Raw genomic sequence first — 25,187 nt, 5'->3', positions numbered from 1 at the left:
GCCGGTGATGCGGCATGCGCTACGCCCCCCGGTGCGCCGCGCCGCTCTCGGCGAGGACACGCTCTTCGAACTCGAACTGGGGGCGCTCGGGCCGCAACCCGGCGACCCAACGGCCGAGGATCACACCGATACCGGGCAGGCTCGCGGCGAAGGTGAGCGCCCCGTACACCACGGCGACGGTCAGCCCCTGGGCCGCGCCCAGGCCGGCGGCGGCGAAAGCCCACGCGGTGACGCCCTCCCGCGGCCCCCAGCCGCCGACGTTCAGCGGTAGCGCCATCGCGATCAGGGCCAGCACCATCAGGGGCACCAACTCGGCCGCCGGCGCGACGGATCCCGCGACGCGGGCCGCCAGCAGGAAGGTGCCGAGGTGCCCCGCCAGCACCACGGCGGACGAGATCACGACCCCCGGCCAACTGCCGCGGGCGAGCAGCCCGAGGCGCGCTTCGGCCAGGGCGGCGCGGACCGCGCGCCACCCTCGCGAAGTGCCGGGCCTCCGGCGGAGCCGTACGACGGCCGCGACCACCAGCCCGCCCACCACGGCCAGGGCCGCCGCGGCGCCGGGCGTCGCGGCGAGATGGTGCGCGCCGGCCAGGAGCAGGGACGGCCGGGCGAGCAGGATCGTCACACCGGCGGCGAGGAGGGCCACCTGTCCCGCGGCCCGTTCGAGGACCACCGCGCGTACGCCCCGGCCGAGGTCACCGGCGTGCTGTCCGTGCCGTACGGCGCGGTGCACATCGCCGAGGACTCCCCCGGGCAGCGCCGCGTTCAGGAACAGGGCACGGTAGTAGTCCGCGACGGCCTGCCCCAGCGGCAGCCGGAGGCCCAGTCCGCGCGCCACCAGGCACCAGCGCCAGGCGCTGCACACGGTGGTGAGCAGCCCGATGGCGACGGCTCCCAGAAGGGCGGGACTGTCGATCCTGCGCAGCCCGTCCAGGAAGGCGCCGGTGCCCAGCCGCCACAGCAGCACGATCAGGATGCCCAGTCCGGCGAGCGTTCTGATCCTGGCCCAGCCCGCGCGCGTGATCACGAGACCCCGGACACGCGTCGGGGCAGGGCGAGCAGGTCGCTGTGGTGCACCACCGCCCGCAACTCGCCCGCCGCGCACGCGGCCAGACGGCGCCGCAGATACTCTCCGGCGCGCGGGGCGAGATCCGGCCGCTGGTCGCAGGCCGCGCCGACCCAGCCCTGGAGCCACTCCGCCGTCAGCGCGGATGCTTCGGGGCCGAGCGTCCACGGGCTGGCAGCCGCTCGTACGGTCATGGCGTGCTGGGCGAAGGCTTCACAGGCCGCGGCCACGGCCTCCGGCCCGAGGAGGCGGCGGCCGTGAACGGTGCGGCGCTGGTGGGCATTGAAGGCATCGGCGATCTCGGCGTCCAGCGGTTCGGCCGGTGTGAGCTCGACCCGCCCCACCACGGAGAGCGCCAGCAGCACCGGGCAGTCGGCGCGGGCGCAGGCCGCGACGAGCCCCTCCATCTCGTCGCGGGTCAGTACGTCCAGCAGTGCGGAGGCCGTCACCAGCGAGGTACCGGCGAGCGCGTCCGCGTCCAGGCATGCGAGGTCACCGCGCACCGTCTCGACCGTGACGGGGCTGCCGTCGGCTGCCGTCGAGGGGGTGTCCGCCCCGGCCCGGTCGAGCAGGGCGGGATCGTGATCATGCAGGATCCAGTGCTGGGGGCCGGTCAGCCGGGGTGCGAGCCACCGTCCCATGGAGCCGGTGCCGCAGCCGAGGTCGCGCACCACCAGTCCTGGCGTGACCTGTCCCGCCCTGTCCGCCAGGTGACGTCGCAGCGGGTCGAGGAGCCGGGGCGCACGGGCGGCGGCGTCGGCGCTCTCCCTCAACTCCAGCCACTCCGGGGCGTAACCAGGCGCGTCGGTCGTACTCATGCGGTCCTCCGGGGCTCCTGTCGAAGCTGTTCCAGCACACCGGCCAGACTGCGTGACGTCATCTCCCACCCTTCCAGCGCGGCACGCCGGTGGCGTGCGGATGCCTTGAGCCGACGGCGCAGATACGGCTCGCCGAACCAGCGACGCAGTGCCGCCGGGAACGCCGCCGGGTCGTCCGACGGCACGAGAAGACCCGGTACGCGGCCGTCGGACGCCCGCCCGACCGCCTCCGGCACACCGTCCACGGCTGTCGCCAGCACAGGAACGCCGCGCGCGAGAGCCTCGGTCACGACCATGCCGTACGTCTCGGCGTACGAGGTGAGCACCAGGAGATCGGCGGCGGCGTAGCTCGCGTCCAGTTCCGCTCCGGCCCGGGGACCGACGAGGTGCAGCCGGTCGCCGAGGTCGTGGGTCTCCACCAGCTCGCGGATCCGGGCGACGTATTCGGGGTCCTGGTGCAGGCTGCCGACGCAGACGCAGCTCCAGGGCAGGTCGGCCACGGCCGCCAGGGCTTCCACCAGCCGGTGCTGTCCTTTGCGCGGGGTCACCGCGGCGACGCACAGCAGCCGCGTGACGCCGTCGGTGCCGGATGCCAGGGGCGCCGTATCGGCGCCGGGGGCGGCGACATGGACCCGGCCGGGCGCGAGCCCGTGGTGGTCCACCAGCCGGCGGGCGGCCCAGCCGCTGGTGGCCACGACCGCGGGCACCGCGCGCAGGGTCCTGCGCTCCCGGGCGTCCAGCCCCGACGCCAGGAAGGGGGCGAGCCCCGTCTCGTCACCCAGCGGAAGGTGCACCAGCACCGCCGGACGCAGCCGTTCGGCCTCGGGGACGACGATGTCGGGGACGCCGCAGGCGACGAGTCCGTCGAGGAGGACGACGGTGCCGTCCGCGAGCGACGCGAGCCTGCGGGCCAGTTCCGCGCGGGCCGCCTCTCCGGGCTGGGGCCAGGAGCCCGCGACGGTGTGCTCGTGGACCTGCCAGCCGGCGCCGGGCAGGCCCTGGCACACCCGGCGGTCGTAGGTGTTGCCGCCGCTGGGGGCGGCGGGGTCGTCGACGTCACCGGGCATGACGACGTGCACCGAGCGCACGGCGGTCGTGGTACCGCCGGAGCGGAGCGTGGTCGCGTCGCCGCGGTTCACAGGCCGCGCTCGTAACTCGCCCAGGCGATATGCGATTCGTGCAGAGTCACCATGATGCCGTCCAGTCCGCGGGCGCCCTCGCCCAGTGCCCCGTCGTGAATACGGTCGGCGAGGCGGTCGGCGACGATCTTCGCCAGCGCCTCGGTGGAGGTGTTGATCCCGGCGAAGGCGGGCTCGTCGTCGAGGTTGCGGTAGTTGAGCTCACCGACCACGGCGCCCAGTTCCCGACTGGCCAGACCGATGTCGACGACGATGTTGTCGGCGTCCAGCTCGGCGCGGCGGAACGTGGCGTCCACGATGAACGTCGCTCCGTGCAGACGCTGCGCCGGTCCGAAGACCTCGCCGCGGAAGCTGTGGGCGACCATGAAGTGATCGCGGACGGTGACGCTGAACAACGGATGACCCTCCAGGGTGTCGGTGTCCGCCCCCGCCGGGGCGTACGGGTGGCACGGACCGGGTTCGCCGTCCGGGCCTCGCTCGTTCTTGTGCTCATGAGTACGGACGGGGTCGCGTTCCTGCTCAGACCGGATCCGCGGCGGTTGCGTACACCACCCGGTGACACAGCGCCGGGAGCTCGCCGGAGGCCAGCCGGGGCATCACCCGCGGCAGCTCCTCGAAGGCGCATTCACCGGTGACCAGTGCGTCGAAGGCCGGGTCGGCGAGGAGATCGAGGGCGAGTGCCAGCCGGTCGGCGAAGGTCCGCCGGGAGCGGCGGGCCGGGGAGACAGCCCCGACCTGGCTGCTGCGCACGACCAGGCGGCGGGAGTGGAAGGCCTCCCCCAGTGGCAGGCTGATCCGCCGGTCGCCGTACCAGCTCATCTCGAGGACCGTCCCCTCCGGAGCGAGGAGCTCCAGCGAGCGCGCGAGCCCGTCCTCGGTGGCGCTGGCGTGGACGACCAGGTCGCAGCCGCCCGCCGCGTCCGCCGGGAGCGCGAAGTCGACGCCCAGCGCCTCGGCGAGGCCTGCCCGCGTGGGGTCGGCGTCGACCAACTGGACGCGGACGGCGGGGTACCGGGAGAGGAGGGCGGCGACGCACGCGCCGACCATCCCGGCCCCGACCACGGCGATCCGGTCGCCGATCAGCGGTGCGGCGTCCCAGAGGGCGTTCACGGCGGTCTCCACCGTCCCGGCCAGCACGGCCCGCGCTGCGGGGACGGTGTCCGGCACCGGGGTCACGGCCTTCGCCGGGACGACGTACCGGGTCTGGTGCGGATAGAGGCAGAAGACCGTACGGCCGAGCAGGGGCGCCGGCCCCTCTTCGACCAGGCCGACGTTGAGATAGCCGTACTTGACGGGCCCGGGGAACTCTCCGTCCTGGAAGGGCGCCCGCATCGTGGCGTGCTGGCTCCCGGGTACGCCGCCGCGGAAGACGAGGGTCTCCGTCCCGCGGCTCACACCGGAACAGAGCGTGCGCACCACGACGTCGTCCGTTGCGGGTTCCGGCAGGGCGACCTCCCGGATCTCACCGTGGCCGGGTGAACGGAGCCAGAAGGCGCGGGCGGCCCGCTTCATCGGCATCCTCCTGAACATTCGGGCGACGGTTCACGTTCTAGTAAGCGCGACGTCCGTAGATCACGACGTCGCGCATACGGTACGCAGCACTGATCGACTCTGCCACACAGCCGGAGGGGGCACGGTGGCCGTCCACGACGGGTACGACATAAGGCTGTTCCGGCAGGAACCGACCGTGGGAGCGGGCGCGCAGATCCTGCTGCTCGCGGTGCTCTCCACGGCGATCGGTCTGGGGCCCGCGGGCTGGCTGACGGGTTCGGTCTTCGCGGTCGCCACCTGGGCCGTGCTCACGCTCGCCCTGCGCCGGTCCTGGACCCGGGCCTTCGGACCGGCCAACCAGGTCACCCTCGCCCGGGCGACACTCGTCGGGGGTGTGACCGCGCTGGTCGCGGACTCCATCGGGAGGGAGCCGCCGGTCGCGTTCCTGGTGACCCTCGCCGCGGTGGCGCTGGTTCTCGACGCGGTCGACGGCCAGGTCGCCCGGCGCACCGGGACGGCCTCCCCCCTGGGGGCACGCTTCGACATGGAGGTCGATGCCGTTCTCATCCTGGTGCTCAGTGTCCATGTCGCCCTGTCGATGGGCGCGTGGGTGCTGTTGATCGGCGGTATGCGGTACGCCTTCGTCGCTGCGGCGTGGGTGCTGCCGTGGCTGCGCGGGGCGCTGCCGCCCAGCACGGCCCGCAAGGCGGTCGCGGCCCTGCAGGGGATAGCCCTCCTGGTGGCCGCCGCGGGGGTGCTCCCGCGCCTGCCGGCGTTCGCGGCCGTCTTCCTGGCACTGGCCCTGCTCGCCTGGTCCTTCGGACGCGATATCGCATGGCTCTGGCGGGTGAGGGACCGTCGGACCGCAGGGGCCGTCCCCTCGGCGCGCCCGCCGCTCGCTTCCGGGAGGCCGCGATCCCGGCGTACGCCTGCTCCGGTCTGCGGAGAAGCCCGCCCGTCCAGGGGGAGCCCCAGGGAGACGGTCCTCCACGGACCGGGCCGAGGCGCGGGATGACAAGCCGCCGGCACGGGGACATCCACCCTGCGCCAAGTCCATACGGTCTACCGCGCGGGAGTACGGGCGTTTCCGTAACCGGCCGGTCGGTGCGGGCCCGGGCGGGTGGCAGTCCTGACGAAGGTCTGACGGCTGCCCGGACACCCTGGCCAGAGCCGCCGCTCGGTGCTCGAATCAAGAGGTGACCACCGAAGACACCCCAGCCGACGGGCACGGCACGCCGGTCGGCCGCCGTCTCGTGCTCGGCATGCTCGGCCTCGGCGCGGCAGGCGTGGCGGCCGCGCCCCATCTCCAGGACCGCGTGGACTCCGCCCTGGGAGCCGCCGCGGACAAGGACCCCACTGGGCTGACCGGGCTGCTTCCCGGCAGCGGGGGCTTCCGCTACTACTCCGTCGCCTCCTCGGTCCCACACCGGACGCCGGAGGACTACCGGCTGACCGTGGGCGGGCTCGTCGACCGGCCCGCCGCCCACCGGCTCGCGGATCTGCGCGCACTGCCCCAGGACCGGCTCGTACGGGACGTCCAGTGCGTCACCGGCTGGCGGGTGCCCAGTACCCCCTTCGAGGGCGTACGGCTGTCCCGGCTGCTCGACGCCGCCGGCGTACGGGCGGAGGCCACGGCGGTCCGCTTCACCTGCTTCGACGGCGCGTACAGCGAGAGCCTCACCCTCGAACAGGCCCGTCGGCCCGACGTGCTGGTCGCCCTGCGCCTGCGGGACAGGCCGCTGACCCACGGGCACGGCGGGCCGGCGCGGCTGTATGTGGCGCCGATGTACTTCTACAAGTCCGCCAAGTGGCTGTCGGGGATCACCCTCACCCGGGAGGTGCGCCCCGGGTACTGGGAGAAGCGGGGCTACGACATCGACGCCTGGGTCGGGACATCGAACGGACGCGACGATGCTCCGACGACCTGAGGCCCGCCCCCGCGCCGAGGCGGAGACCCCCGGCCCGGACGGCCCCGACCGCCCGCGCGTATCCCGCTTCACCCCGGCCGAGCGCTGGGTCCACCGGGCCACCGCCGTCCTGATGGGCATCTGCATGGTGACCGCCGGCTGTCTCTACCTCCCCTTCCTCGCGGAACTCGTCGGCCGACGCGCCCTGGTGGTCACCCTCCACCAGTGGTCGGGGCTGCTGCTGCCCGCCCCCGCACTGCTCGGCCTCTTCAGTCGCGCCTTCCGCTCCGACCTGCGCCGGCTCAACCGCTTCGGCTCCCACGACCGTCGCTGGCTGCGCGCCGCCCTGCGCCGCGGCCAACGGGCCCCGTCCCGCCCGGCCGGCAAGTTCAACGCGGGTCAGAAGCTCTACGCGGCGTACACCGCCGGCGCCGTTCTGGTCATGCTGGGTACGGGGTTGCTGATGTGGTTCACGGGCCTCGCCCCGGTCCTCTGGCGCACGGGCGCGACCTTCGTGCACGACTGGCTCGCGCTCGCCCTCGCGGTGGTCATTGCCGGGCATGTGCGGATGGCGGTCCGCGATCCGGAGTCCCGCCGGGGTCTTCGCACCGGAACGGTCGACCCGGGCTGGGCCCGCCGCGAACACCCCCTGTGGGAGCATCCCGGCGATTCCCCGCCGGGATGCGGGCCCGCGGGCTCATGACGACCCGACATCCGCCCGACCCGCCCTGCGCCACCAGGCCGAGCACCTCGTACGGCTCGCGTGCTCACGTCGTGGATCAGAAACTCTCCCGCCACCAACTACATGCAACCCTCATGCAACCCGCCCCTTCGTCGTGATCAACCCTCTAGGCTGTGATTATGCCCGGTCGGGTGGTGCATCCCCCGTCGCCGCCCGGCCGGGCTCCCTGGTGTTCCGCGACCCCACGCGCCCTCCACCGCGATCCACGGAATCCCGAGGGTCGCGCAGCCAAGTGTCCGGAGGGAGTCCGGGGCCCCCGCATCCGTGCGACGCGTATCCCGCAGCCGCCGGCCACGTCCCATGAGACACCCGCGCTGTCGCCGGATCGAGCCCCGCTGCCCGGGTCGGTGGGGCAGGGCTCGAACCTTCTCCCCGTTGGCGCCCGGGGAGGCCGGCACCAAGGTTGGAGGGGTCCATGACTGAGGCATCCGAACGGTTCGATCCCGCTGTCCGTCAGATGATGCAGACCAATCAGGCCAACTGGGACGCGCGGACCCCCGTCCACCTCGCCAGCCGTTTCTACGGTCTGAGCGAAGCCCCCGCCCCCTCCCGTTGGTTCGCCTCGTTCGAGTGGGAGGACCTCGGCGCGCCCGCCGGGCGGGACGTGCTCCATCTGCAGTGCCATCTGGGCACCGAGACGATCGCCTTCGCCGAACGCGGAGCCCGTACGGTCGGCCTGGACATCTCCGGTGCGTCGGTGGCCGCGGCACGCGACATCGCGGCGCGCGCCGGTGCCGACGTCGCCTACGTCCGGGCCAACGTCTACGACGCGGCCGACGTGCTCGGCGAGCGCCGGTTCGATCTGATCTACACCGGGAAAGGCGCCCTCTGCTACCTGCCGGATCTCGACCGCTGGGCCGGACTCGTCGCCGGGTTGCTCCGGCCCGGAGGGCAGCTGTACATCGTGGAATTCCACCCGCTGTTCCAGGCCCTGGGCCGCACGCCGGCCGACGGCGAGGGGGACGGACTCCTGCTGCGCCACGACTACCTCGGTGGCCGCGGTGCCGTCCGCCGGGACGCGACCTACACGTACACCGACGGCCCTGCCGTGGAGGGCGCGACCGAGAGCTTCGAATGGATGCACGGGCTCGACGAGGTGATCAACGCCCTGGTCGGGGCGGGCCTGCGGATCGCGAAGCTCAGGGAGGGCGACGAGCTGCCCTGGCCCCGGTGGCCCCGGATGGTCCGCACCGCGACGGGCTGGTGGCGGCTGCCTGACGCGTCCCCGCGGATCCCCCTGCTCTACGCGCTACTCGCCCACGCATAGCGGGCCGGGGACGCGGTCCGTCCACGTCGGCTGCGAGGGAGGCTGCGGGGAACAACGTCCACACCGACCGGCCGCAGCCCCTGCGCGTACACCTCGGGGCGGAGAGCCCGTACCCGTACCGGCCCTCACCTTCAGGGCCGGTACGGGTGCGGGGGAGAACCGGCGAGAACGGGGGACGCACCGTACGAGCGCGGAACCGGGCCCACTTCACCCTGCGAGACGGACGGCCGCGTCGGCCGGACACGGCCCTCCGGGGCGGCCGGCGCGGCCTCAGGGCCCGCCGGCCGTCACCGGCCTGAGGCCGCCATCCGCAGACGCAGGCGCAGGGGTGGAGTCTCCGGCGGTGGCGGCAGACGCAGACCGCGGGCGCCGGGGGTGAGGGAACCCAGGACGCTGGGACGACGGGCTCCGGTGCACGCCGGCACGGTGCCAGCCAGGCCATGGACGGTCAGGTACCCGAGCACGGCGAAGGCGTAGGCCTCCTTGGCGGCGGACGGCAGGCCGAGTTCGTCGGAGGTCCGCAGCGGGATCCCGGGAAGTGCGCTGCGGAGCATGGACATCAGAACCGGGTTGCGGGTGCCGCCGCCGGAAGCGATGACCTCGGTCGCCTTGACCGTACGCACCGCGTCGGCGACGGTCCGGGCGGTCAGCTGGGTGAGGGTGGCGACGACGTCCTCGGCCGGCAGCGGGGCGTAGCCCGTCAACTCGGCCCGCAGATACGGCAGATGGAACGCTTCCTTGCCGGTCGTCTTGGGCGCCGGTTGGGCGTAGTACGGCTCGTCGAGGAGCCGTTGGAGCAACTCCGCGTCAACGCTCCCCCGGGCGGCCAGGCGTCCTTCCGCGTCGTAGTCCATCCGGCCGTGGGTCAGATCCCGGACCGCCACGTCGATCAGGGCGTTGGCGGGGCCGGTGTCGAAGGCGATGGGTTCGCCCGCCTCCCCGGCCGCCGTGATGTTGGCGATGCCTCCCAGATTCAGGGCGACGGGTACGCCGGGCCGGCCGCGCAGCCACATGACGTCGACGACGCTCACCAACGGTGCGCCCTGGCCCCCGGCGGCGACGTCCCGGGTCCGCAGGTCCGACACCACAGGACAGCCGGTGGCTTCGGCGATCCAGGCGGGCTGTCCGATCTGGAGCGTCCCGTGCACCCGGCCGTGCTCCGTCCAGTGGTAGACCGTCTGCCCATGGGAGGTGATCAGGTCGGCGCGGTCCTCGCACAGCTCCCGGCGGGCCCGTACGGCGGCCGCCGCGAAGGCCTGGCCGATCCGGGTGTCGAGCCGGCAGATCTCCTGCAGGGTGGTCGCCGCGGGCGGCAGCGCCGCGGCCAGCGCGGCCCGTAGCTCATCGGGCCAGGGATCGCTCACCAGCCCCAGCGGGGTCAGGACGAGAGTGTCCTCCTCGAGCGTCAGATCCGCGGCGGCGGCATCGATCGCGTCGAAGGAGGTGCCCGACATCAGCCCGATCACCCGCATCGTTCGTTCGCTCTCCTGGTCGGTCGGGGACGGTCGCGCACAGCGCTGGGGGGTGTCAGTCGCGCAGGGAGCGCCGGTGGTCGTCCCCACGCAGGGTGAGCAGCGCCGCAACGCTGACGAGACAGGTCCCGGCCACGTAGTACGCCGGGATGTCGGCATGGCCGGTGCGCTGGATCAGTTCGGTGATGATGAGCCCCGCGCAGCCGGAGAACACGGCGTTGGACAGCGCGTACGCCAGGCCGAGGCCGGTGTACCGGACGCCTGTCGGGAACATCTCGGCGAGCATGGCCGGGCCGGGTCCCGCCATCAGCCCGACGACGGCACCTGCCACGCACACCGCCAGACCCTTGCCGAGGGGCGGGGCAGCCGGGTCCTGGAGCAGGTTCAGCAGCGGGAACGCGAGCAGCACCACCAGCGCCGCCCCGGTCGTCATCACCGCGCGCCTGCCGACCCGGTCGCTCAGCGCACCCGCCGGAACGATCGAGGCGGCGAAGCCCAGGTTGGCCAGTACGGTCGCCACCAGCGCCTGCTGGAAGGTCGCGTCGAGCGTGCTCTGGAGATAGGCGGGCAGCACGACGAGGAAGGTGTATCCCGCCGCCGACCAGCCCATGAGCCGTCCGGCGCCCAGCACGATCGCCACGGCCACCTCGCCCGTACGGGGCCCGGCGGCCCGGGAGGTCCGCGGCCCGCCGGACGTGGCGGGGAGGTCCTCACGGATCCGCCGGAACGGGGGAGTCTCCTCCAGGCGCAGCCGCAGCCACAGGGCGGCGAGCCCCATGGGAAGGGTCATCAGGAACGGCACCCGCCAGCCCCACGCGTCGAGTTCGGTGGCGGAGAGCACGGTGGCGAGCAGCGCCGCCATGCCCGCGCCTGCCAGCAGGCCCAGCGCCACCGTGAAGGACTGCCACGACCCGTACAGCCCGCGCCTGCCGCGGGGCGCGAACTCCGTCATGATCGACACCGCACCGCCGAACTCGCCTCCCGCGGAGAGGCCCTGCACCGCGCGCATCAGGGTGAGCAGCCAGGGAGCGGCCGCCCCGAGCGTGGCGTGGGTGGGGAGCAGACCGATCAGCGTGGTGGCCCCGGTCATGAGCAGGAGGACGAGGATCAGCGTGGGGCGGCGGCCGATACGGTCGCCCACGCGGCCGAAGAGCGCGGCGCCCACCGGCCGGAAGAAGAAGGCCAGCGCGAAGGAGGCGTACGTCTTGATGAGCCCCTCGGCGTCGCTTCCGCCCTCAGGGGTGAAGAAGTTCGCGGCGATGATCGTCGCGAAGTAGCCGTAGACGCCGAACTCGTACCACTCGATGAAGTTGCCGACCGACCCCGCCACCAGCGCTCGGCGTGAGCGCGGCGAGCCGACGGTCTCCTGGGCAGGGCCGTGTACGGAGGTGGTCATCTCTGGCACTTCCAGGTTCGCGGGTGCCGTGGCGAGCGGCGGTGAAAGTTAGTTTCACCACAGCCTCAGAGACTGTCAATAACTTTCACGCGTCCGCTCCGCCTTTCGCCCCACCGCCGCGGCCCCGGCGGCGCCCTATGTGCACTTCGCACATCCACCGGAGCCTCACAGTGCAGGTTGCCAGGTATTCAGAGGCCAGGGACATGGTTCATCGTGGGACGTCACCGCCCCCCGGCCGCGCCCGGGCGCCCGGGCCAGGGGCGTACCGCGCGCACCGTCGGCGCCGCACAGCAGCACCCGCGCAGTGCCCCACAGAGAAGGACAGCATTCGATGACCACCACCGTAGGCAATGTGATCGATGGTCGCCGGGACGCCGGGGGCAGCCGTACGAGCGAGCTGATCGACCCCGCGACCGGTGAGGTGTCCGCCGCCGCGGTGGTCTCGGACGCCGCCGGGGTGGACCGGGCGGTACGCGCGGCCGAGGCGGCCTTCCCCGGCTGGGCGGCGACCACGCCCGCCGAGCGTCAGGAGGCGCTGCTGGCGCTTGCCGCCGCTCTCCTCGCACGGGCGGAGGAGTTCGCCGACGCGGAGTGCCGGGAGACGGGCAAGATCCGTCAGGTGGTGCTGGAGGAGGAGCTCCCCCAGTGCGTCGACCAGATCCGGTTCTTCGCGGGTGCGGCACGGCTGATGCACGGCGGCTCGGCCGGTGAGTACCTGGCCGGGCACACCTCGTCCCAGCGGCGGGAGCCGGTCGGGGTGATCGCCCAGATCACCCCGTGGAACTACCCGCTGATGATGGCCGTATGGAAGATCGCCCCCGCGATCGCGGCGGGGAACACCGTGGTGGTCAAGCCGGCCGACACCACGCCCAGCAGCACGGTTCTGCTCGCCGAGGTGGCCGCCGAGGTCCTGCCGCCCGGGGTCTTCAACGTCGTGCTCGGCGACCGTGACACCGGACGGCTGCTGGTCGAGCACGAGGTGCCCGCCATGGTGTCGATCACCGGGTCGACCCGCGCCGGGATCGAGGTGGCCCGCAGCGCCGCCGCCACGCTCAAGCGCACACACCTGGAACTGGGCGGCAATGCACCGGTGCTGGTCTTCGACGACGTCGATGTGCCCGCCGCGGCGGAGGGGATCGTGGCCGCCGCGTTCTACAACGCAGGACAGGACTGCACCGCCGCCACCCGGGTCCTGGTCCACGCGGACGTCCACGACGCGTTCGTCGCAGCGCTCACCGAGCGGGCCGAGGCGATGAAGCCCGGGGCCGACTTCGGCCCGTTGAACAGCGAGATCCAACTGTCCCGGGTGCTGGGCCTGCTGGACCGGCTGCCGGAGCACGCGCGACTGCACTGCGGGGGCCACCAGCACGGTGACAGCGGGTACTTCCTCGCACCGACCGTGGTCTCCGGTCTGTCACAGGACGACGAGATCGTCCAGGAGGAGATCTTCGCGCCGGTCATCACGGTGCAGCGCTTCGGTGACGACGACGAGGCCGTGGCGCTGGCCAACGGTGTGCCGCAGGGCCTGGCCGCCTCGGTCTGGACACGCGACCACGGCCGGGCCACCCGGCTGACCACGCGTCTGGACTTCGGCTGCGTCTGGATCAACACCCACGGCCTGCTGGCGGCCGAGATGCCGCACGGAGGGTTCGGTCAGTCCGGCTACGGCAAGGACCTGTCCCTGCACGGCCTGGAGGACTACACCCGGGTCAAGCACGTCATGGCCGCGCACGGCTGACTTCGGCGTCCCGTCGGCGCCGGCTCGGGCCGGCTCCGGCGGGAGGGTTGGCGCCGCGTCAGCGGTCAGCTCCCCGGGAGCAGGCCGTCGAGCGGATGCCCCTGCCGGTCCATCGACGGTCCGCGGAACTCCCGAGCCCCTCGGCGCCCTCCACAACAGGAGGTCCTGGGCCGCGGAGACGGCACACACTCTTCGCGGGGAGAAACCTCGCAAGAGGCCTTTGCAGCGTCCCAACCAGTCGGTATCGTGCGCGGACCGGGGCGCCGAAGGGAACGGCGGTGACCCCCAGCGCGATGTGCAGCGGAAGTCCGCCCGGAGCCCGGGGACGACCAGGCCGCGCGAAGACACGTGGAGTTTCCGGGACACTCGTCCCGGCCCTCGGTGCGCTGTCTCCCATGCCGTCCAAGAGCTGAAGGATCGGGCGATGACGTACGTCGGCGACAACTGGCACCAACCCGGACCACCGCCGACGCGGTCAACGGGCCCCTCGCTCTACCAGGAGCCCTGGGCGCCTCATGACAGCCGGCCGATGGCCACCCCCGAAGGCCGCCACCGGCACGCCCGGCACCCGCACCCGCACCCGCACCCGCACCCGCACCCGCACCGTACAGATCTCAGGTCGCTGCTTTCGGCCTACAAGCTGCTGCGCAGACTGTCCACGCTCACCGCGCTCGGCTACTTCGTCATCTATGTGATCCTCTCCACCTTCGCCGAGGACCTGATCGCGACGCGCGTCGTCGGAGACCTGAACCTCGGGCTCTTCCTGGGGCTGCTCCAGCTCGGGGTGACGGTCGCGGCGATCCGCTGGTACGAGCGCAGCGCACGGCGGTCCGTCGACCCCCTGGCGCAGGACATCCGGCGACAGGCCGAAGGCGCGGAGGCCCGCCGGTGAACGACTTCACCTCCCACACGCAGACCGCCGTCCTGCTGCTCTTCACGGCGTTGGTCACCATCACCTTGCTGCTGTGTGTGATGGCCGGTCCCGACCGGGACGAACTGGCCAACTTCTACACCGGCTACCGGACGCTCACCCCGTTCAAGAACGGCATGGCGATCGCGGGCGACTACGTCTCCGCGGCCACCGTACTGAGCACGACGGGCATCATCGCGCTCGCCGGTTACGACGGCTTCGTCCTGGCAATGGCGACCGCGCTGTCCCTGGTCCTGCTGATGTTCCTGCTCGCCGAACCCCTGCGCAACGCCGGGAAGTACACCATGGGCGACGTCCTGGCCCGCAACATGCCGGGCCGGTCCGTACGCATCGCCGCCTGCGTGGTCACTCTGGCCGCCTCCCTGCCCTTCCTGGTCGTCCAGCTGTCCGGGGCGGGTTCGCTGCTCACCTTCATCCTCGACATCCCCCTCGACGGCGCCAAGACGGCGTCCATCGTCATCGTCGGCACCCTCATGATCGTGTATGCGGCCCTGGGCGGTATGAAGGGCACCGCACTCATCCAGATCATCAAGATCGTGATGCTGCTCGGCACCAGCGCCGTCATCGCCTTCCTGGTGCTGAACCGCTTCGACTGGAGCACGGACGCGCTGCTGCAGGCCGCACAGCGCGGCAGCGGCGCCGGCCCCGCGTTCCTGGAACAGGGCCTGCAACTGGGGGAGTCGACCAGCGCCAAACTCGACTTCGTCAGTGTGCAGTTCAGCGTCGTGCTCGGCGTGGCCTGTCTGCCGCACATCACGATGCGTCTGTACTCCTCCCAGGACGCACCCGCCGTACGCCGCTCGATGTCCTGGGCGGTCGCTGCGGTCACCGTCTTCTGTCTGCTGGTGATCGTCATGGGTGCGGGCGCCGCGGCGCTGGTGGGTTCGCGCCTGATCACCACGGCCGATCCCCATGGCAGGACGTCCGTGCTGCTGCTCTCCCATGCGCTCGGAGGGGACCCCGCCTCGGTGGGCGCGACCCTGCTGTACGCGGCGGTGGCCGGAATGGTGTTCATCACCCTGCTGTCCTCCGTCGCGGGCATGACCCTCGCCGCGGCCTCGTCCCTCGCCCATGACCTGTACGCGCAGGTGATACGCCGTGGCCAGGCGGAGCCGCGCACCGAGATGACGGTGGCGGGATGGACGAGCGTCGGCGTGGGCACCATCGCCATCGTCCTGGCCGCGCTGGTCCAGAACTGGGACGTCGCGGTGCTCACCACCCTGGCCGTCTGCATCGGCGCCTCGGCGGTGGCCCCCGCGCTGACGTACTCGCTGTTCTGGAAGGGCTTCACCCGTACCGGGCTGCTCGCCACGCTCTACGGCGGCGCGGGGTCCGCGCTGGTGCTGATGGCCTTCTCCAAGGCCGTTTCGGGCTCGCCGGGTGCGGCCTTCCCCGACGTCGACTTCCACTGGTTCCCGCTCACCTCCACGGGGCTGGTCTCCATCCCCGTCGGCTATCTGGCGGGCTGGCTGGGCAGCCGGTGGGAACACCGCCGTCGCCCGCAGTCGGGGCAGGAGAGCCGACGGCGGTACGAGGAGAGCGAGGCACGGCTGCTCGCCGCCGTCGACTGACACCGGTGGGCAACCGGACATCGCCGGCGGCCGTCACCGGAGGGCAACCGGACGGCTGCGCCCTCGAGGGACAGCCGTCGGCGCCCGGTCCACTCCACCGGCGCGGCGCTCATTGAAGGGCGCGGACCGCGGCGCCGAAGACCGCGGGCGCTCCGGCCGCGGTGGGAACGATCAGCCGGGCCGTACTCGCCCGGCTGCCCACACGGACGAGCGCCCCGGTCATCAGGCGGTGACGCCGCGACAGCCGGCGCCACGCCCGCTCGTAGTCCCGCGGGCGCCCCGCGGTGAGACAGCGCACCGCCGCCTCCGCCGAGGCGAGGCCCAGAGCGATGCCCTCGCCCGTGAGCGCGTCGACGTAGCCTGCCGCGTCGCCGGCCAGCAGCACCCGGCCGGCGACCCGGCTGCTGACCCGCTGGCGCATCGGTCCGGCTCCGCGTACGGGTGTGACCGGCGGCAGCTCGAGCAGCGGTGCGAGCAGCGGGAAACGCTCGAGGTGGGTGGCGTAGCCGCACCGCGCGGGGCTCAGGACGGCGACCCCGACCAGGTTGTCGGCGACCGGGGTCACATACGCCTCGCCCTGCGAGGACCAGTGCACTTCGACGAAGTCCGTCCAGGGCGCGACACGGTAGTGGCGCCGGAGCCCGTACCGGCGGGCGCCGCCGCGGGCCGGTACCTCCAGCCCCAGCGCTCTGCGGACCGGTGAGTGCAGACCGTCGGCCGCGATCAGCCAGCGGGCCCGCCGGCCGGCCGCCGCCACCCAGCCGGGCCCCTGGCGCACCTCGCTCACGCTCTCCGGCACGGTCACGACGCCGAGTTCGGCCGCACGGCGCGCCAGCGCGGCATGCAGGACGGTCCGCCGCACACCCCGTCCGCACTCCCCGCGGAAGGCGGTCTCGGCGGACCGCCGCCCGTCCAGATAGCGGATGCCGCGGAGGTCCCGGCCATGGACCTCCACACCGAGGGCACGCAGCGACCGCACCCCGCCGGGCATGATCCCTTCACCGCACGCCTTGTCCACCGGTCCCGGACGCGGCTCCAGCACGACCGTCTCCATACCGGCCAGGGCGGCGTGGATGGCTGCGGCCAGACCGACCGGGCCGCCGCCCGCCACCAACAGGTCGATCATGCGGGTACGCCCCCGCCGGCCTCCGCGGCTGCCGCCGTGAGGGCGGCCTCCTCGCAGCGGATCCGCGTGGCGAGCAGAACGGCGTTGCCGGTGGTGAAGACGAGCGCGGTGATCCAGGCACTGTGGACGAGGGGCAGGGCGGCTCCTTCGGCCACCACGGCCACGTAGTTGGGGTGGCGCAGCCACCGGTACGGGCCCCTGGTGACCAGCGGCAGGCCCGGAAGCACGATCACCCGGGTGTTCCAGCGCCGGCCCAGCGTGGCGACACACCACCAGCGCAGCCCCTGCGCCGCCACGACCACCGCCAGCATGGGCCACCCCAGGGCGGGCACGAACGGCCGGTGGCCCGCCCAGACTTCGTACAGGCAGCCGGCCAGCAGGCCCGTGTGCAGCAGCGTCATGACGGGGTAGTGGCCCCGCCCGGACTCGACTCCCCCACGCGCCAGACTCCAGCGGGCGTTGCGGCGGGCGACGGCGAGTTCGGCCACTCGCTCGGCTCCGACGGCCAGCACCAGCATCGCGTACCAGCTCATCTTCCTCCCCTCACCAGCGCAGCAGAACGAGTTCGGAGCAGAAGCCGGGGCCGAGGGCGAGCAGCAGGCCCGGGGTGCCGGGCGGGGGCCGCCGCTGGGCGACGGTGTCCCGCAGCACATGCAGCACCGACGAGGAGGAGAGGTTGCCCACCTGGGCGAGGGAACGCCAGGTGAGGTCGAGTGCGCCGGCCGGCAGATCGAGCGTCTCGGACATGGCTTCGAGCACCTTCGGCCCGCCCGGGTGGCACACCCATGCGGTGACGTCCTGCCTCTTGAGGCCGTGGTCCCCGAGCAGGGCGTCGACATCGTCGGCGAGGTGCTTGCGCACGACATCGGGGACGGTCTGGTCGAGTACGACGCGGAAGCCGGTGTCGGTGATGTCCCAGCCCATCACCCGCTCGGTGTCCGGGTACAGATGGGCGCGCGTGGCCACGACGGTGGCATGCGACCTCTTCGGCCGCCGGTCGTTGCCGCAGGCCACGAGCGCGGCGGCGCCGTCGCCGAACAGCCCGCCGGCCACCAGGTTGGCGAGGGAGGCGTCCCCGCGCTGGAAGGTCAGTGAGCACAGTTCCACGGACAGCAGCACGGCGACCTGGTCGGGCCAGCCCCGGAGATAGTCGTGCAGCCGGCCGATTCCGGCCGCCCCGGCCACACATCCGAGCCCGAAGAGGGGGAGGCGCTTGACATCCGGCCGCAGACCGAGGCGGCCCACGAGCCGGGCGTCCACGGAAGGGGCGGCGATGCCGGTCACCGAGGTGAAGACCAGCAGGTCCACCTCGCGCGGGGAGATTCCGGCAGCGTGCAGCGCGCCGTCGACCGCCTCGGCACCGAGGTCCGTCGCGGCGGTGATGAAGGTGTCGTTGACCGTGCCGAAGCCGTCGAGGGCCGCGTACCGGTCCAGGGGCAGCACCGTGTGGCGGGAACGCACCTTCGCGCTGGAGTGCAACCGGTCCAGGACCGACCGGTCCCGCCCTGCCGGGAGGCAGATACGGGCCATCAGATCGGTGATCTGGTGCTGTTCATGACGGTGTGGTGCCAGAACTCCGTGCACGGCGGCGATACGGCTCATCCGGCTCCCCGGTCGGCGGGCGGTCAGGACCTCATGCAGGTGCCCCCGGAAGGACCCGCTCATGCTTCCGCGCACCCGTCCGGGGCAATCCGTGAGGAAGGTCGCGGGCGGCGCGTTCGCGGCCGCGGGACGCCCCTACGATCCGTACGTGGCATCCAATGACCCGTCAGAGGCCGCGACCGCCGCGATCCGGTACCGGACGGCAGGCGGTCCGCTGAGGGCTCTGCTGAGGGCCTGTCATCCGGTACCGACAGCGGCGGTCACTGTGCTGACCACCGGTCTGGCGATGAGCGCGGGACGCGGCGGCCCGGGGTGCGCGGCCGTGGCGGGTGCGGTGCTGGCGGGCCAGCTCTCGGTGGGCTGGTGCAATGACGCTGCCGACGCGCAGCGGGACACCGCCGCTGGCCGGTCCGGGAAGCCGGTGGTCTCGGGTGCGGTGTCCGTGGGAGCGGTGCGCTCGGCGTCGCTGATCGCACTCGCCCTGTGCGTGCCGCTGTCGCTGGCCTCGGGGGTGCTCGCGGGCGTGGCGCATCTCGTCGGTGTCGGCGCCGCCTGGGCCTACAACCTCCGTCTGAAGGCGGCCTCCTGGTCCTGGCTCCCGTACGCGGTGGGCTTCGGCAGCCTGCCCGCCTTCGTCGCCCTGGGACTGCCGGGCCACCCCTGGCCGGCGTGGCCGCTGGTCGCGGCGGCGGCGCTGCTGGGGGTGGGGGCCCATCTGGCCAATGTGCTGCCGGACATCGAGGACGATCTGAGGACGGGGGTGCGGGGCTGGCCGCAGCGGCTCGGGCCGTCCGGGGTGCGGCTGCTCCTGCCCTTCCCGCTCGTAGCGGCCTCGGCGCTGCTGGTCCTGACCGATCCCGGAGGGGCGGACCGGTACGGCGTGCCCGTCGTGCTGCTCGTCGCGGTGGCGGCGGTGGGCGCGGCGGCCCTCGGGCGGGTGCGGCCACGGGTGCCGTTCCTGGCCGCGGTCGGCGTGGCCGCGGTGGATGTGGTGCTCCTCGTCCGGGGCTTCGGCGGCTGAGCGGGACCTCCGGTGCCTCGGCTGCCGAGCGGGTCCCAACGGCTCCGGCCGCTGAGCCGGTCGCTCCCCCACGGTGACGACCGTCGCACCCCGTGTGCTCCCGGGTCCGGCGCCGCATGCCGGGCGGCTCGGCAGCCTCGCGTACACGTGTGTGAAATGTCCCGTTTTGGGTAATCAGGCAGGCAGTGTATTGGAGAGGTCGCGACAGTGGAGGGTGTCATGGGGCAGCGTGATGAATACGAGCTGGTGTTCGTACATCCGGGCTCCTCGGCGCCGACCGTGGAGGACGTGGTGGTGGTGCACCGCACGGAGCGGAGCGGCCCGGGCGGGCACCCTGTGTACATGGACGACACCGGCATCGTACGGGCGGAGATCAGCGACCGCGCCGAGGTGCGGATGCTCGCCAGCGGCGGTCACCAGGCACCGGTCTCGGCGGTCGAGGCACGCCCGATGGCCTGATGCGCACAGAGGGAGTCCCGCCCCGGGACTCCCTCCCGCGCGGGGGCCCGGGCCGAGGCCGGACGGAGTGCCCCATCCCCCGGCCTTCGGCCGGGGGCGGCGCGTGTCGGGCCCGCGGCCCCGGCAGAAGGCACACTCGTCGGCCTTCGACGGCCCGGCGCCCGTTCTCGACGCCGCCGTGCGGGTGCAGGGGGCGCGTCGGCCGACCGGTGTCGGTGTCCGCTGCCATGCTGAGGCCTTCCCAGGAGTGCGCCGCCGGTCCGCACCCGTGCGGCGGGCCGGCAGCTCCCCGAGAACAGCCGGAGGAAGAACCGTCATGCTCACGACCGACTACGCCCCGGGCACCCCGAACTGGCTCGACCTCGGCACTCCGGACATCGAGGCCGCCACCGACTTCTACGGCACCCTGTTCGGCTGGACGTTCCGCTCCGCGGGCCCCGAGGCGGGCGGTTACGGCTTCTTCCAGCTGGACGGGAGGACCGTCGCAGCGGTCGGCCCGCTCACCGAGGAGGGCGCGAGTCCCGCCTGGACGCTGTACTTCCACACCGCCGACGCGGGCGCCACCGCCACGGCGGTCGAGCAGGCCGGCGGCACCGTCCGCTTCGCCCCGTTCGATGTCTTCACGGCCGGCCGGATGGCGGGGTTCACGGATCCCACCGGGGCCCGGTTCGCCGTCTGGCAGCCCGGGGACACCAAGGGCCTGGAGGCGGTCACGGTCCCGGGCAGCCTGTGCTGGACCGAGCTGTACACCTCGGACGCGGCCGCGGCGAAGGACTTCTACCGGTCGGTCTTCTCCTGGAACACCGAGGACCTGCCGGTCGCCGGCATCACGTACACCGTCGTCGCCCCGTCCGGCGGCGGGCAGGAAGCCCTTCACGGCGGCATCATGCAGCTGCCCCCGGAGAATCTGGAGGCCGGCACGGTGTCCAGCTGGCATCCGTACTTCGAGGTGCCGGACTGCGACGCCGCGGTCGCCACGGCCACCGAGCACGGCGCCACCGCGATCATTCCGGCCGAGGACGCGGAGGGCATCGGACGGCTCGCCATGTTCGTCGACCCCTTCGGTGCGCGCTTCGCGGTGATCACCAGCGCGACCGGGTGACCGGCGGCCCCACGGAAGCGGGGAGGCCCTGCCCCTGGCCCGGCCTCGTCCGGCGGCACGCTCAGCCTTCGGCGGGGTAGCGGCCGATGTACAGCTCGGCGAACGCGGCCGCCGCCGCCGGGGACTCCAGCAGGCGGCGCAGGCGTGCGCCCGCGACCTTGGCGCGGAACGGATCGGGGTGCCCCGGGCCGGAGCCGCCCGCCGTCGTGCCATGGAGCAGCTCGGAGAACCACTGTGAGAACTCCTGGTACTGCCAACTCCACCTGGTGCAATTCCAGGTCACGCACTTCAAAACGGGCATCCCCGCCGCCGTCGGCGAAAAACCCCACAAGGTCCGTCACCAACTCCTGTTGCGGGTATACGAAATGGTGCCGTCCGGTGAGTTCCGCGTATCCGAAGGGATGCCGGGTTCCGTCGTAGCGGAATTCGCATGAGCCGTGGCGCTCCGCAGTTCTCAGCAGCCGGCCGGCCATGCCGTGCCGCTCCAGGAAACGCACGGCCCACTCCTCCAGGAAGCCCGCACGAGGGTGCCGCTCGATGAAGCGGCGGCTCCGCGCTTCCAGCAGCACACAGTCGATCCCTTGCTGACGCAGCAGGTTTGCCAAGGTCAGACCGGCGGGCCGGCGCCGATGACGGCGACCTGGGTCCTCGTTGAGGCCATGGGCTCGCGTAACCTTCCTCCGGGAGGGGATGCAGCGGCGCTCACTGCGGGGGGCGTAAATGATCTTCTCCTGGAACGGCATCCCGGTGCCACCCCTTCCATCGCCCTTCCTTTTGCGGACATTGTGCGCACCCGGGCCATAAACGGGGGCGCCGGGCCTCTGAGTGGTTCCGCCCCGCTCTCCCGAGGTGTCAGGATGCCGTCTACGGTATGGGCCGGTTACCGGACCTGCCGGACACCGACAACTTCATCGATCCGTTCTTCACCCAGGACAACTGCCCCGCCCCTCTTCCGGAACGGGATGATCCGTAGGGTGCTGGTCCCCCTGACTCGGCAGGAGGACGGCGCTCCGCCGCGGCCATCCGCTTCCGGCGGATCCAGGACATCGTCACCGACGACGCCCCGGGTTCGCCCGCTGTGGAAGGGCAGGCAGTACGTCGCCGCTCGCGGCGGCCGTCAGCGGCGGAGAGCGAGCGATCAACTCCTCCCCGGTGCGCAGCTGTGGGAGCCCGGACGGGGCCAGTACGGCCGGGCTCACGGCGGCACCTGGTGGGCCGACAGAGAAATGTGTGAGGAACGTGCGGTTGAGAAAACGTCACCAGTGGCTGGCCGGCCCGCTCGGAGTGGGAGTGGTCGCCGGCCTGCTCACGGGCTGCGGTTCGGGCGATGGGGACGCCGCGGGCACGGGGGAGCCGGTGGTCATGGGGACGACCGACGAGGTGCAGTCCCTCGACCCGGCCTCGGGCTACAACGTGGGCTCGTGGTTGGTGTTCAACAACGTCTTCCAGTCGCTGATCAGCTTCCCGAGAGGCAGCACGACCCCTGAGCCCGAGGCTGCCAAGAGCTGTGGCTTCAAGGACAGCAGCAGCAGCGTCTACAGCTGCGTGCTGAAGGACGATCTGAAGTTCAGCAACGGGAACAGCCTCACCTCGAAGGATGTGGCGTACTCCTTCGAGCGCACGCTCAGGATCAACGATCCGAAGGGCCCGGCCTACCTCCTCTCGTCGATCAAGAAGATCGAGACCCCCGACGAGAAGACCGTCGTCTTCCGTCTCCGCAAGACCGATGCCACCTTCCCCATGAAGATCGCGTCGAATGCGGGCGCCATCGTGGACCACACCGAGTACCCCGCGGACCAGCTCCGCGAGGACAACGAGGTCGTGGGTTCGGGTGTGTACGTGCTGGACTCCTTCGACAAGAAGGAGGCGGCCTTCTCTGTCAATCCCGAGTACCAGGGCTCGGCAAAGGTCCAGAACTCCGGTGTGACGGTCAAGTCCTTCCACGGCAACCAGGCCGCCCTGAAGCGTGCGGTGCAAAAGGGCGAGGTGGACCTGGCGTACCGCGGCCTGGCGGCCAAGGACATCTACGAGCTGGAGAACACGACGACCCAGAACCGCGGGGGCGTCAAGGTCGTCGACGGGGCCAGCGCCGAGGTGATGCACATGGTCTTCAACATGAAGGACCCTGTGGCCGGGAAGCTCGGGGTGCGGAAGGCCATCGCGTACCTCATCGACCGCACCGCGCTCGTGCGCGATGTGTACCAGCGCACCGCGGAGCCGCTGTACTCGGTGATCCCCGCAGGGATCACCGGCCACAAGACGCCCTACTTCGACAAGTACGGCGACCGGCCGCAGCGCGACAAGGCGGAGGCCGCTCTGCGGGAAGCGGGCATCAACGGCAAGGTCAAGCTGACCCTGTGGACGACCCCCGTCCGCTTCGGGGCGGCCACGGTGCCCGCGTTCCAGGAGATCGCCCAGCAGCTGAACGCGAGCGGTCTCTTCCAGGCCGAGGTGAAGAGCGTCCCGCTGGACGAGTACGACGCGGGCGTGCGTGCCGGGAAGTACGGCGTCTACGTCCGGGGCTGGCTCCCGGACTACCCGGACCCGGACATCTTCATCACGCCGTTCTTCAGCAAGAACAACGTCATCTCCAACAACTACGAGTCGAAGCGCATCGCCGAGGAGCTGATACCGGCCACGGTCGCCGAGGCCAACCGGCCTGTCACCGCGCGGAAGTTCGCGGAAATACAGTCCATCGTGGCCGACGACCTGCCGGTCCTGCCGCTGTGGCAGGGCAAGCAGTACGCGGTGGCCCGTGAGGGCATCTTCGGGATCGAGTGGAGCCTGGACGCCTCGACCGTCCCGCGCTTCTGGGAGCTCAGCAAGAGCGAGGACTGATCCACCGAGCACGCGGCAGGCGCTCCCCAGGACCGGGGAGCGCCTGCCGCGTCGGGCTCATACGGGAGTCTCCTCCCCGTCGGGCAGTACGTCCGTGCCGTTCCAGACGAAGCGGGCGCTGGTGACGGCGTTGTCGCCGTCACCTCCGGTGATGAGCTGGTGGATGGCGATGCCGCTCAACTCGCGGTAGGTGCACCACTCGTGGTCGGAGGTCAGCACCAGGTCGAGGTCGAGTGCACCGAGCAGGCTGAAGACCTGGCCGCGGTTGGTGGCGTCGACCCCGACGAAGACCTCGTCGAGGAGGATCAGCCGGGGGGCTTCCGGAACGGCCTGGTAGTGGGCGGCCACCGCGGCGAAGAGCGGCAGATGCAGTGCGATCGCCTTCTCTCCGCCGGACAGCGCGCCGTGGAGTTTCTTGGTCAGCAGTTGGCGGCCCGCGCCGTTCGAGCGGTCGAGTTCGACGACGAACTGGTGCCAGGCCGTGTAGTCCAGGACTTCCGCGAGCTGCTCCTCCCAGGTGGCGGCCGTGTTCTTGGACCTGGCCTCCTCGATGCGGCTGCGGAAGAACCCGTGCAGGACCTCGCGGTCGGTGCCGGTGATCAGGGACGGGTCCTTCATCAGCAGGTCACGGGCCGCCCTGGTCTCCGGTGGGAGGTCCGGGTGGATCCGCCACACCAGCCGTACCGCCACCTGGGAAGCCGTACGCACTCGGCTCAGATGGGTGTTCACCGTGTCGACCAGTTCGGTCGCCTGCCGGATGCGGTCGGCCAGATGGCGCCGGACGTCCCCGTGGAACGTCGTGTCGAACAGCTCGCGCTCGGCGGTGGTGATGTCGTCGCTGCCGCGCTCGAGCTCAGCGGTCAGGGCGGCGTGGAGTCGCGTCGCGCCCATCCGCACACCGTCCAGGGAGGCGGCGAACACCTGGATGTCGTCGTCGGTTTCCAGCGTCGGGTCCGCACGCTCGCCGAGGGTCTGCCGGACGCTGTGAACGGCTTCGGTGAGACGGCTCAGCGCGTCACCGAGGTGTCGCGCGCCGTGGGCGAGGGACGGCCAGGCCGCGGCGGTGGCGCGGGCAGCTTCGAGAGTGGCGCGGATCCCGTCGTTCGGTGGGAGCGGGAGGGAGATACCGGCGTCCTCCGGGAAGCCGAGGGCGCACAGGTGCCGGAAACGTTCGGCGGCGGTGTCCCGCTCGGCGACCGCGGCGTCGCGGCGGCCCGCGTCCTCGGCCTTGCTGACGGCCAGCGCCCCGACCCGTTCCGACAGCCGGAGAAGGTCCGCGGCCACATCGTCGCTCTCGCGCCGCGTCCGGGCCAGGGTGCCGCGCAGTTCGCTGATGCGTGCCGCCACGTCGCCGTAACTCCCGCCGGCCGCGCTCTCCGCCGCTTCCAGCGCGGACGTCAGAGAACGGGCTTTGGACTCGGCGGTGCCGTCTTCGCGGGCGCGCTCCTCGGCGAAGGTGCGGGACCGTACCGCGCGTTCACGGGCAGCGGCGGCGGCGCGG

Annotated in this window: 23 protein-coding genes and 1 pseudogene; 11 read left to right on the top strand and 13 right to left on the bottom strand. The window is 72.3% G+C overall.

Features of this window, described 5'->3' with window-relative positions; translation table 11 throughout:
- Window positions 1-19: 19 nt before the first annotated feature.
- The 5 genes from ACTWQE_RS02025 to ACTWQE_RS02005 all read right to left on the bottom strand — a co-directional run bounded on the left by ACTWQE_RS02025 (window position 20) and on the right by ACTWQE_RS02005 (window position 4,535).
- Window positions 20-1,105 carry a lysylphosphatidylglycerol synthase transmembrane domain-containing protein gene (locus tag ACTWQE_RS02025; protein WP_443327022.1) on the bottom strand — a complete coding sequence of 362 codons (1,086 nt, stop codon included), beginning with the start codon at window positions 1,103-1,105 and terminating at the stop codon, window positions 20-22.
- Window positions 1,024-1,884, bottom strand: coding sequence for a class I SAM-dependent methyltransferase (locus tag ACTWQE_RS02020; RefSeq protein ID WP_443327021.1), 861 nt, complete (start codon window positions 1,882-1,884; stop codon window positions 1,024-1,026). The genes ACTWQE_RS02025 and ACTWQE_RS02020 overlap by 82 nt, the downstream gene beginning before the upstream one ends.
- Complete coding sequence (locus ACTWQE_RS02015; protein ID WP_443327144.1) at window positions 1,881-2,951, bottom strand: glycosyltransferase family 4 protein; 1,071 nt, start codon at window positions 2,949-2,951, stop codon at window positions 1,881-1,883. Before ACTWQE_RS02015 ends, ACTWQE_RS02020 begins: the two co-directional genes overlap by 4 nt.
- A gap of 68 nt (window positions 2,952-3,019) precedes the next feature.
- Window positions 3,020-3,418 (bottom strand): 6-pyruvoyl trahydropterin synthase family protein, encoded by a 399-nt coding sequence (locus tag ACTWQE_RS02010; RefSeq protein ID WP_443327020.1) that lies wholly within the window; start codon window positions 3,416-3,418, stop codon window positions 3,020-3,022.
- 124 nt (window positions 3,419-3,542) lie between these two features.
- Window positions 3,543-4,535 (bottom strand): zinc-dependent alcohol dehydrogenase, encoded by a 993-nt coding sequence (locus tag ACTWQE_RS02005; protein WP_443327019.1) that lies wholly within the window; start codon window positions 4,533-4,535, stop codon window positions 3,543-3,545.
- A 124-nt stretch (window positions 4,536-4,659) separates the two neighbouring features.
- On the opposite strand from ACTWQE_RS02005, the gene ACTWQE_RS02000 reads away from it, so the two are divergent.
- The 4 genes from ACTWQE_RS02000 (at window position 4,660) to ACTWQE_RS01985 (ending at window position 8,430) form a co-directional block, all read left to right on the top strand.
- The gene (locus tag ACTWQE_RS02000) at window positions 4,660-5,529 is read left to right on the top strand and encodes a CDP-alcohol phosphatidyltransferase family protein (RefSeq protein WP_443327018.1); all 870 of its coding nucleotides are present in this window, start codon (window positions 4,660-4,662) and stop codon (window positions 5,527-5,529) included.
- A 181-nt stretch (window positions 5,530-5,710) separates the two neighbouring features.
- On the top strand, window positions 5,711-6,442 hold the full coding sequence (locus tag ACTWQE_RS01995) for a molybdopterin-dependent oxidoreductase (RefSeq protein ID WP_443327017.1): 732 nt from the start codon (window positions 5,711-5,713) through the stop codon (window positions 6,440-6,442).
- Complete coding sequence (locus tag ACTWQE_RS01990) at window positions 6,426-7,124, top strand: cytochrome b/b6 domain-containing protein (protein WP_443327016.1); 699 nt, start codon at window positions 6,426-6,428, stop codon at window positions 7,122-7,124. The genes ACTWQE_RS01995 and ACTWQE_RS01990 overlap by 17 nt, the downstream gene beginning before the upstream one ends.
- A 454-nt stretch (window positions 7,125-7,578) precedes the next feature.
- A complete protein-coding gene (locus ACTWQE_RS01985) occupies window positions 7,579-8,430 on the top strand; it encodes a class I SAM-dependent methyltransferase (RefSeq protein WP_443327015.1) in 852 nt (283 codons plus the stop codon).
- A gap of 287 nt (window positions 8,431-8,717) precedes the next feature.
- Here the strand turns inward: ACTWQE_RS01985 and ACTWQE_RS01980 are convergent, their stop codons facing one another.
- Both ACTWQE_RS01980 and ACTWQE_RS01975 read right to left on the bottom strand, forming a co-directional pair.
- On the bottom strand, window positions 8,718-9,902 hold the full coding sequence (locus tag ACTWQE_RS01980) for an anhydro-N-acetylmuramic acid kinase (RefSeq protein ID WP_443327014.1): 1,185 nt from the start codon (window positions 9,900-9,902) through the stop codon (window positions 8,718-8,720).
- 55 nt (window positions 9,903-9,957) lie between these two features.
- Window positions 9,958-11,298, bottom strand: a complete 1,341-nt coding sequence (locus tag ACTWQE_RS01975) for an MFS transporter (protein ID WP_443327013.1) — start codon at window positions 11,296-11,298, stop codon at window positions 9,958-9,960.
- Window positions 11,299-11,629: 331 nt separating this feature from the next.
- Between ACTWQE_RS01975 and ACTWQE_RS01970 the strand changes: the two genes are divergently transcribed.
- The 3 genes from ACTWQE_RS01970 to ACTWQE_RS01960 all read left to right on the top strand — a co-directional run bounded on the left by ACTWQE_RS01970 (window position 11,630) and on the right by ACTWQE_RS01960 (window position 15,538).
- Entirely contained in the window at window positions 11,630-13,036 is a 1,407-nt protein-coding gene (locus tag ACTWQE_RS01970) for a gamma-aminobutyraldehyde dehydrogenase (RefSeq protein ID WP_443327012.1), read from the top strand.
- A 424-nt stretch (window positions 13,037-13,460) separates the two neighbouring features.
- Complete coding sequence (locus tag ACTWQE_RS01965) at window positions 13,461-13,928, top strand: DUF485 domain-containing protein (RefSeq protein WP_443327011.1); 468 nt, start codon at window positions 13,461-13,463, stop codon at window positions 13,926-13,928.
- Window positions 13,925-15,538 (top strand): sodium/solute symporter, encoded by a 1,614-nt coding sequence (locus tag ACTWQE_RS01960; RefSeq protein WP_443327010.1) that lies wholly within the window; start codon window positions 13,925-13,927, stop codon window positions 15,536-15,538. Before ACTWQE_RS01965 ends, ACTWQE_RS01960 begins: the two co-directional genes overlap by 4 nt.
- A gap of 109 nt (window positions 15,539-15,647) precedes the next feature.
- Here the strand turns inward: ACTWQE_RS01960 and ACTWQE_RS01955 are convergent, their stop codons facing one another.
- The 3 genes from ACTWQE_RS01955 to ACTWQE_RS01945 are packed head-to-tail and all read right to left on the bottom strand — an operon-like array spanning window position 15,648 to window position 18,266.
- The gene (locus tag ACTWQE_RS01955) at window positions 15,648-16,664 is read right to left on the bottom strand and encodes an NAD(P)/FAD-dependent oxidoreductase (protein ID WP_443327009.1); all 1,017 of its coding nucleotides are present in this window, start codon (window positions 16,662-16,664) and stop codon (window positions 15,648-15,650) included.
- Window positions 16,661-17,197, bottom strand: a complete 537-nt coding sequence (locus ACTWQE_RS01950; RefSeq protein ID WP_443327008.1) for an isoprenylcysteine carboxyl methyltransferase family protein — start codon at window positions 17,195-17,197, stop codon at window positions 16,661-16,663. Before ACTWQE_RS01950 ends, ACTWQE_RS01955 begins: the two co-directional genes overlap by 4 nt.
- A gap of 10 nt (window positions 17,198-17,207) precedes the next feature.
- Window positions 17,208-18,266 carry a type III polyketide synthase gene (locus tag ACTWQE_RS01945; protein WP_443327143.1) on the bottom strand — a complete coding sequence of 353 codons (1,059 nt, stop codon included), beginning with the start codon at window positions 18,264-18,266 and terminating at the stop codon, window positions 17,208-17,210.
- 148 nt (window positions 18,267-18,414) lie between these two features.
- Here ACTWQE_RS01945 and ACTWQE_RS01940 point away from each other — a divergent pair, with 148 nt between their 5' ends.
- The 3 genes from ACTWQE_RS01940 to ACTWQE_RS01930 all read left to right on the top strand — a co-directional run bounded on the left by ACTWQE_RS01940 (window position 18,415) and on the right by ACTWQE_RS01930 (window position 20,848).
- Window positions 18,415-19,287 carry a UbiA family prenyltransferase gene (locus ACTWQE_RS01940; protein WP_443327007.1) on the top strand — a complete coding sequence of 291 codons (873 nt, stop codon included), beginning with the start codon at window positions 18,415-18,417 and terminating at the stop codon, window positions 19,285-19,287.
- Between the two features lie 219 nt (window positions 19,288-19,506).
- Window positions 19,507-19,746, top strand: coding sequence for a DUF6296 family protein (locus ACTWQE_RS01935; protein ID WP_443327006.1), 240 nt, complete (start codon window positions 19,507-19,509; stop codon window positions 19,744-19,746).
- Between the two features lie 316 nt (window positions 19,747-20,062).
- Complete coding sequence (locus tag ACTWQE_RS01930; protein WP_443327005.1) at window positions 20,063-20,848, top strand: VOC family protein; 786 nt, start codon at window positions 20,063-20,065, stop codon at window positions 20,846-20,848.
- 61 nt (window positions 20,849-20,909) lie between these two features.
- Here ACTWQE_RS01930 and ACTWQE_RS01925 read toward each other — a convergent pair whose 3' ends face one another.
- On the bottom strand, window positions 20,910-21,149 hold the full coding sequence (locus ACTWQE_RS01925) for a hypothetical protein (RefSeq protein ID WP_443327156.1): 240 nt from the start codon (window positions 21,147-21,149) through the stop codon (window positions 20,910-20,912).
- Between the two features lie 22 nt (window positions 21,150-21,171).
- Window positions 21,172-21,591 (bottom strand): annotated as a pseudogene (locus ACTWQE_RS01920) (FAD-dependent monooxygenase); the annotation flags it as partial.
- 502 nt (window positions 21,592-22,093) lie between these two features.
- Here ACTWQE_RS01920 and ACTWQE_RS01915 point away from each other — a divergent pair.
- Window positions 22,094-23,686 (top strand): ABC transporter substrate-binding protein, encoded by a 1,593-nt coding sequence (locus tag ACTWQE_RS01915; RefSeq protein WP_443327004.1) that lies wholly within the window; start codon window positions 22,094-22,096, stop codon window positions 23,684-23,686.
- A gap of 57 nt (window positions 23,687-23,743) precedes the next feature.
- Here the strand turns inward: ACTWQE_RS01915 and ACTWQE_RS01910 are convergent.
- Window positions 23,744-25,187, bottom strand: a 1,444-nt coding sequence (locus tag ACTWQE_RS01910; RefSeq protein ID WP_443327003.1) for an SbcC/MukB-like Walker B domain-containing protein, incomplete at its 5' end; no start/stop codon positions are given.

This window comes from Streptomyces sp. 8N706, from assembly GCF_052245415.1.
In the GTDB taxonomy this organism is placed as follows: Bacteria; Actinomycetota; Actinomycetes; order Streptomycetales; family Streptomycetaceae; genus Streptomyces.
The sequence above is the reverse complement of the archived record's forward strand: the minus strand, read 5'-3'. Positions and strand labels throughout refer to the sequence as shown.

Bases quoted from the DNA above. Each gene is read 5' to 3' on its own strand.
- ACTWQE_RS02020 (WP_443327021.1), bottom strand. From the start codon at position 1,884: ATGAGTACGACCGACGCGCCTGGTTACGCCCCGGAGTGGCTGGAGTTG.
- ACTWQE_RS01945 (WP_443327143.1), bottom strand. From the start codon at position 18,266: ATGAGCCGTATCGCCGCCGTGCACGGAGTTCTGGCACCACACCGTCAT.
- ACTWQE_RS02015 (WP_443327144.1), bottom strand. From the start codon at position 2,951: ATGCCCGGTGACGTCGACGACCCCGCCGCCCCCAGCGGCGGCAACACC.
- ACTWQE_RS01990 (WP_443327016.1), top strand. From the start codon at position 6,426: ATGCTCCGACGACCTGAGGCCCGCCCCCGCGCCGAGGCGGAGACCCCC.
- ACTWQE_RS01955 (WP_443327009.1), bottom strand. From the start codon at position 16,664: ATGATCGACCTGTTGGTGGCGGGCGGCGGCCCGGTCGGTCTGGCCGCA.
- ACTWQE_RS01950 (WP_443327008.1), bottom strand. From the start codon at position 17,197: ATGAGCTGGTACGCGATGCTGGTGCTGGCCGTCGGAGCCGAGCGAGTG.
- ACTWQE_RS01980 (WP_443327014.1), bottom strand. From the start codon at position 9,902: ATGCGGGTGATCGGGCTGATGTCGGGCACCTCCTTCGACGCGATCGAT.
- ACTWQE_RS02005 (WP_443327019.1), bottom strand. From the start codon at position 4,535: ATGAAGCGGGCCGCCCGCGCCTTCTGGCTCCGTTCACCCGGCCACGGT.
- ACTWQE_RS01965 (WP_443327011.1), top strand. From the start codon at position 13,461: ATGACGTACGTCGGCGACAACTGGCACCAACCCGGACCACCGCCGACG.
- ACTWQE_RS01985 (WP_443327015.1), top strand. From the start codon at position 7,579: ATGACTGAGGCATCCGAACGGTTCGATCCCGCTGTCCGTCAGATGATG.
- ACTWQE_RS01925 (WP_443327156.1), bottom strand. From the start codon at position 21,149: ATGCCCGTTTTGAAGTGCGTGACCTGGAATTGCACCAGGTGGAGTTGG.
- ACTWQE_RS01970 (WP_443327012.1), top strand. From the start codon at position 11,630: ATGACCACCACCGTAGGCAATGTGATCGATGGTCGCCGGGACGCCGGG.
- ACTWQE_RS01935 (WP_443327006.1), top strand. From the start codon at position 19,507: ATGGGGCAGCGTGATGAATACGAGCTGGTGTTCGTACATCCGGGCTCC.
- ACTWQE_RS01930 (WP_443327005.1), top strand. From the start codon at position 20,063: ATGCTCACGACCGACTACGCCCCGGGCACCCCGAACTGGCTCGACCTC.
- ACTWQE_RS01975 (WP_443327013.1), bottom strand. From the start codon at position 11,298: ATGACCACCTCCGTACACGGCCCTGCCCAGGAGACCGTCGGCTCGCCG.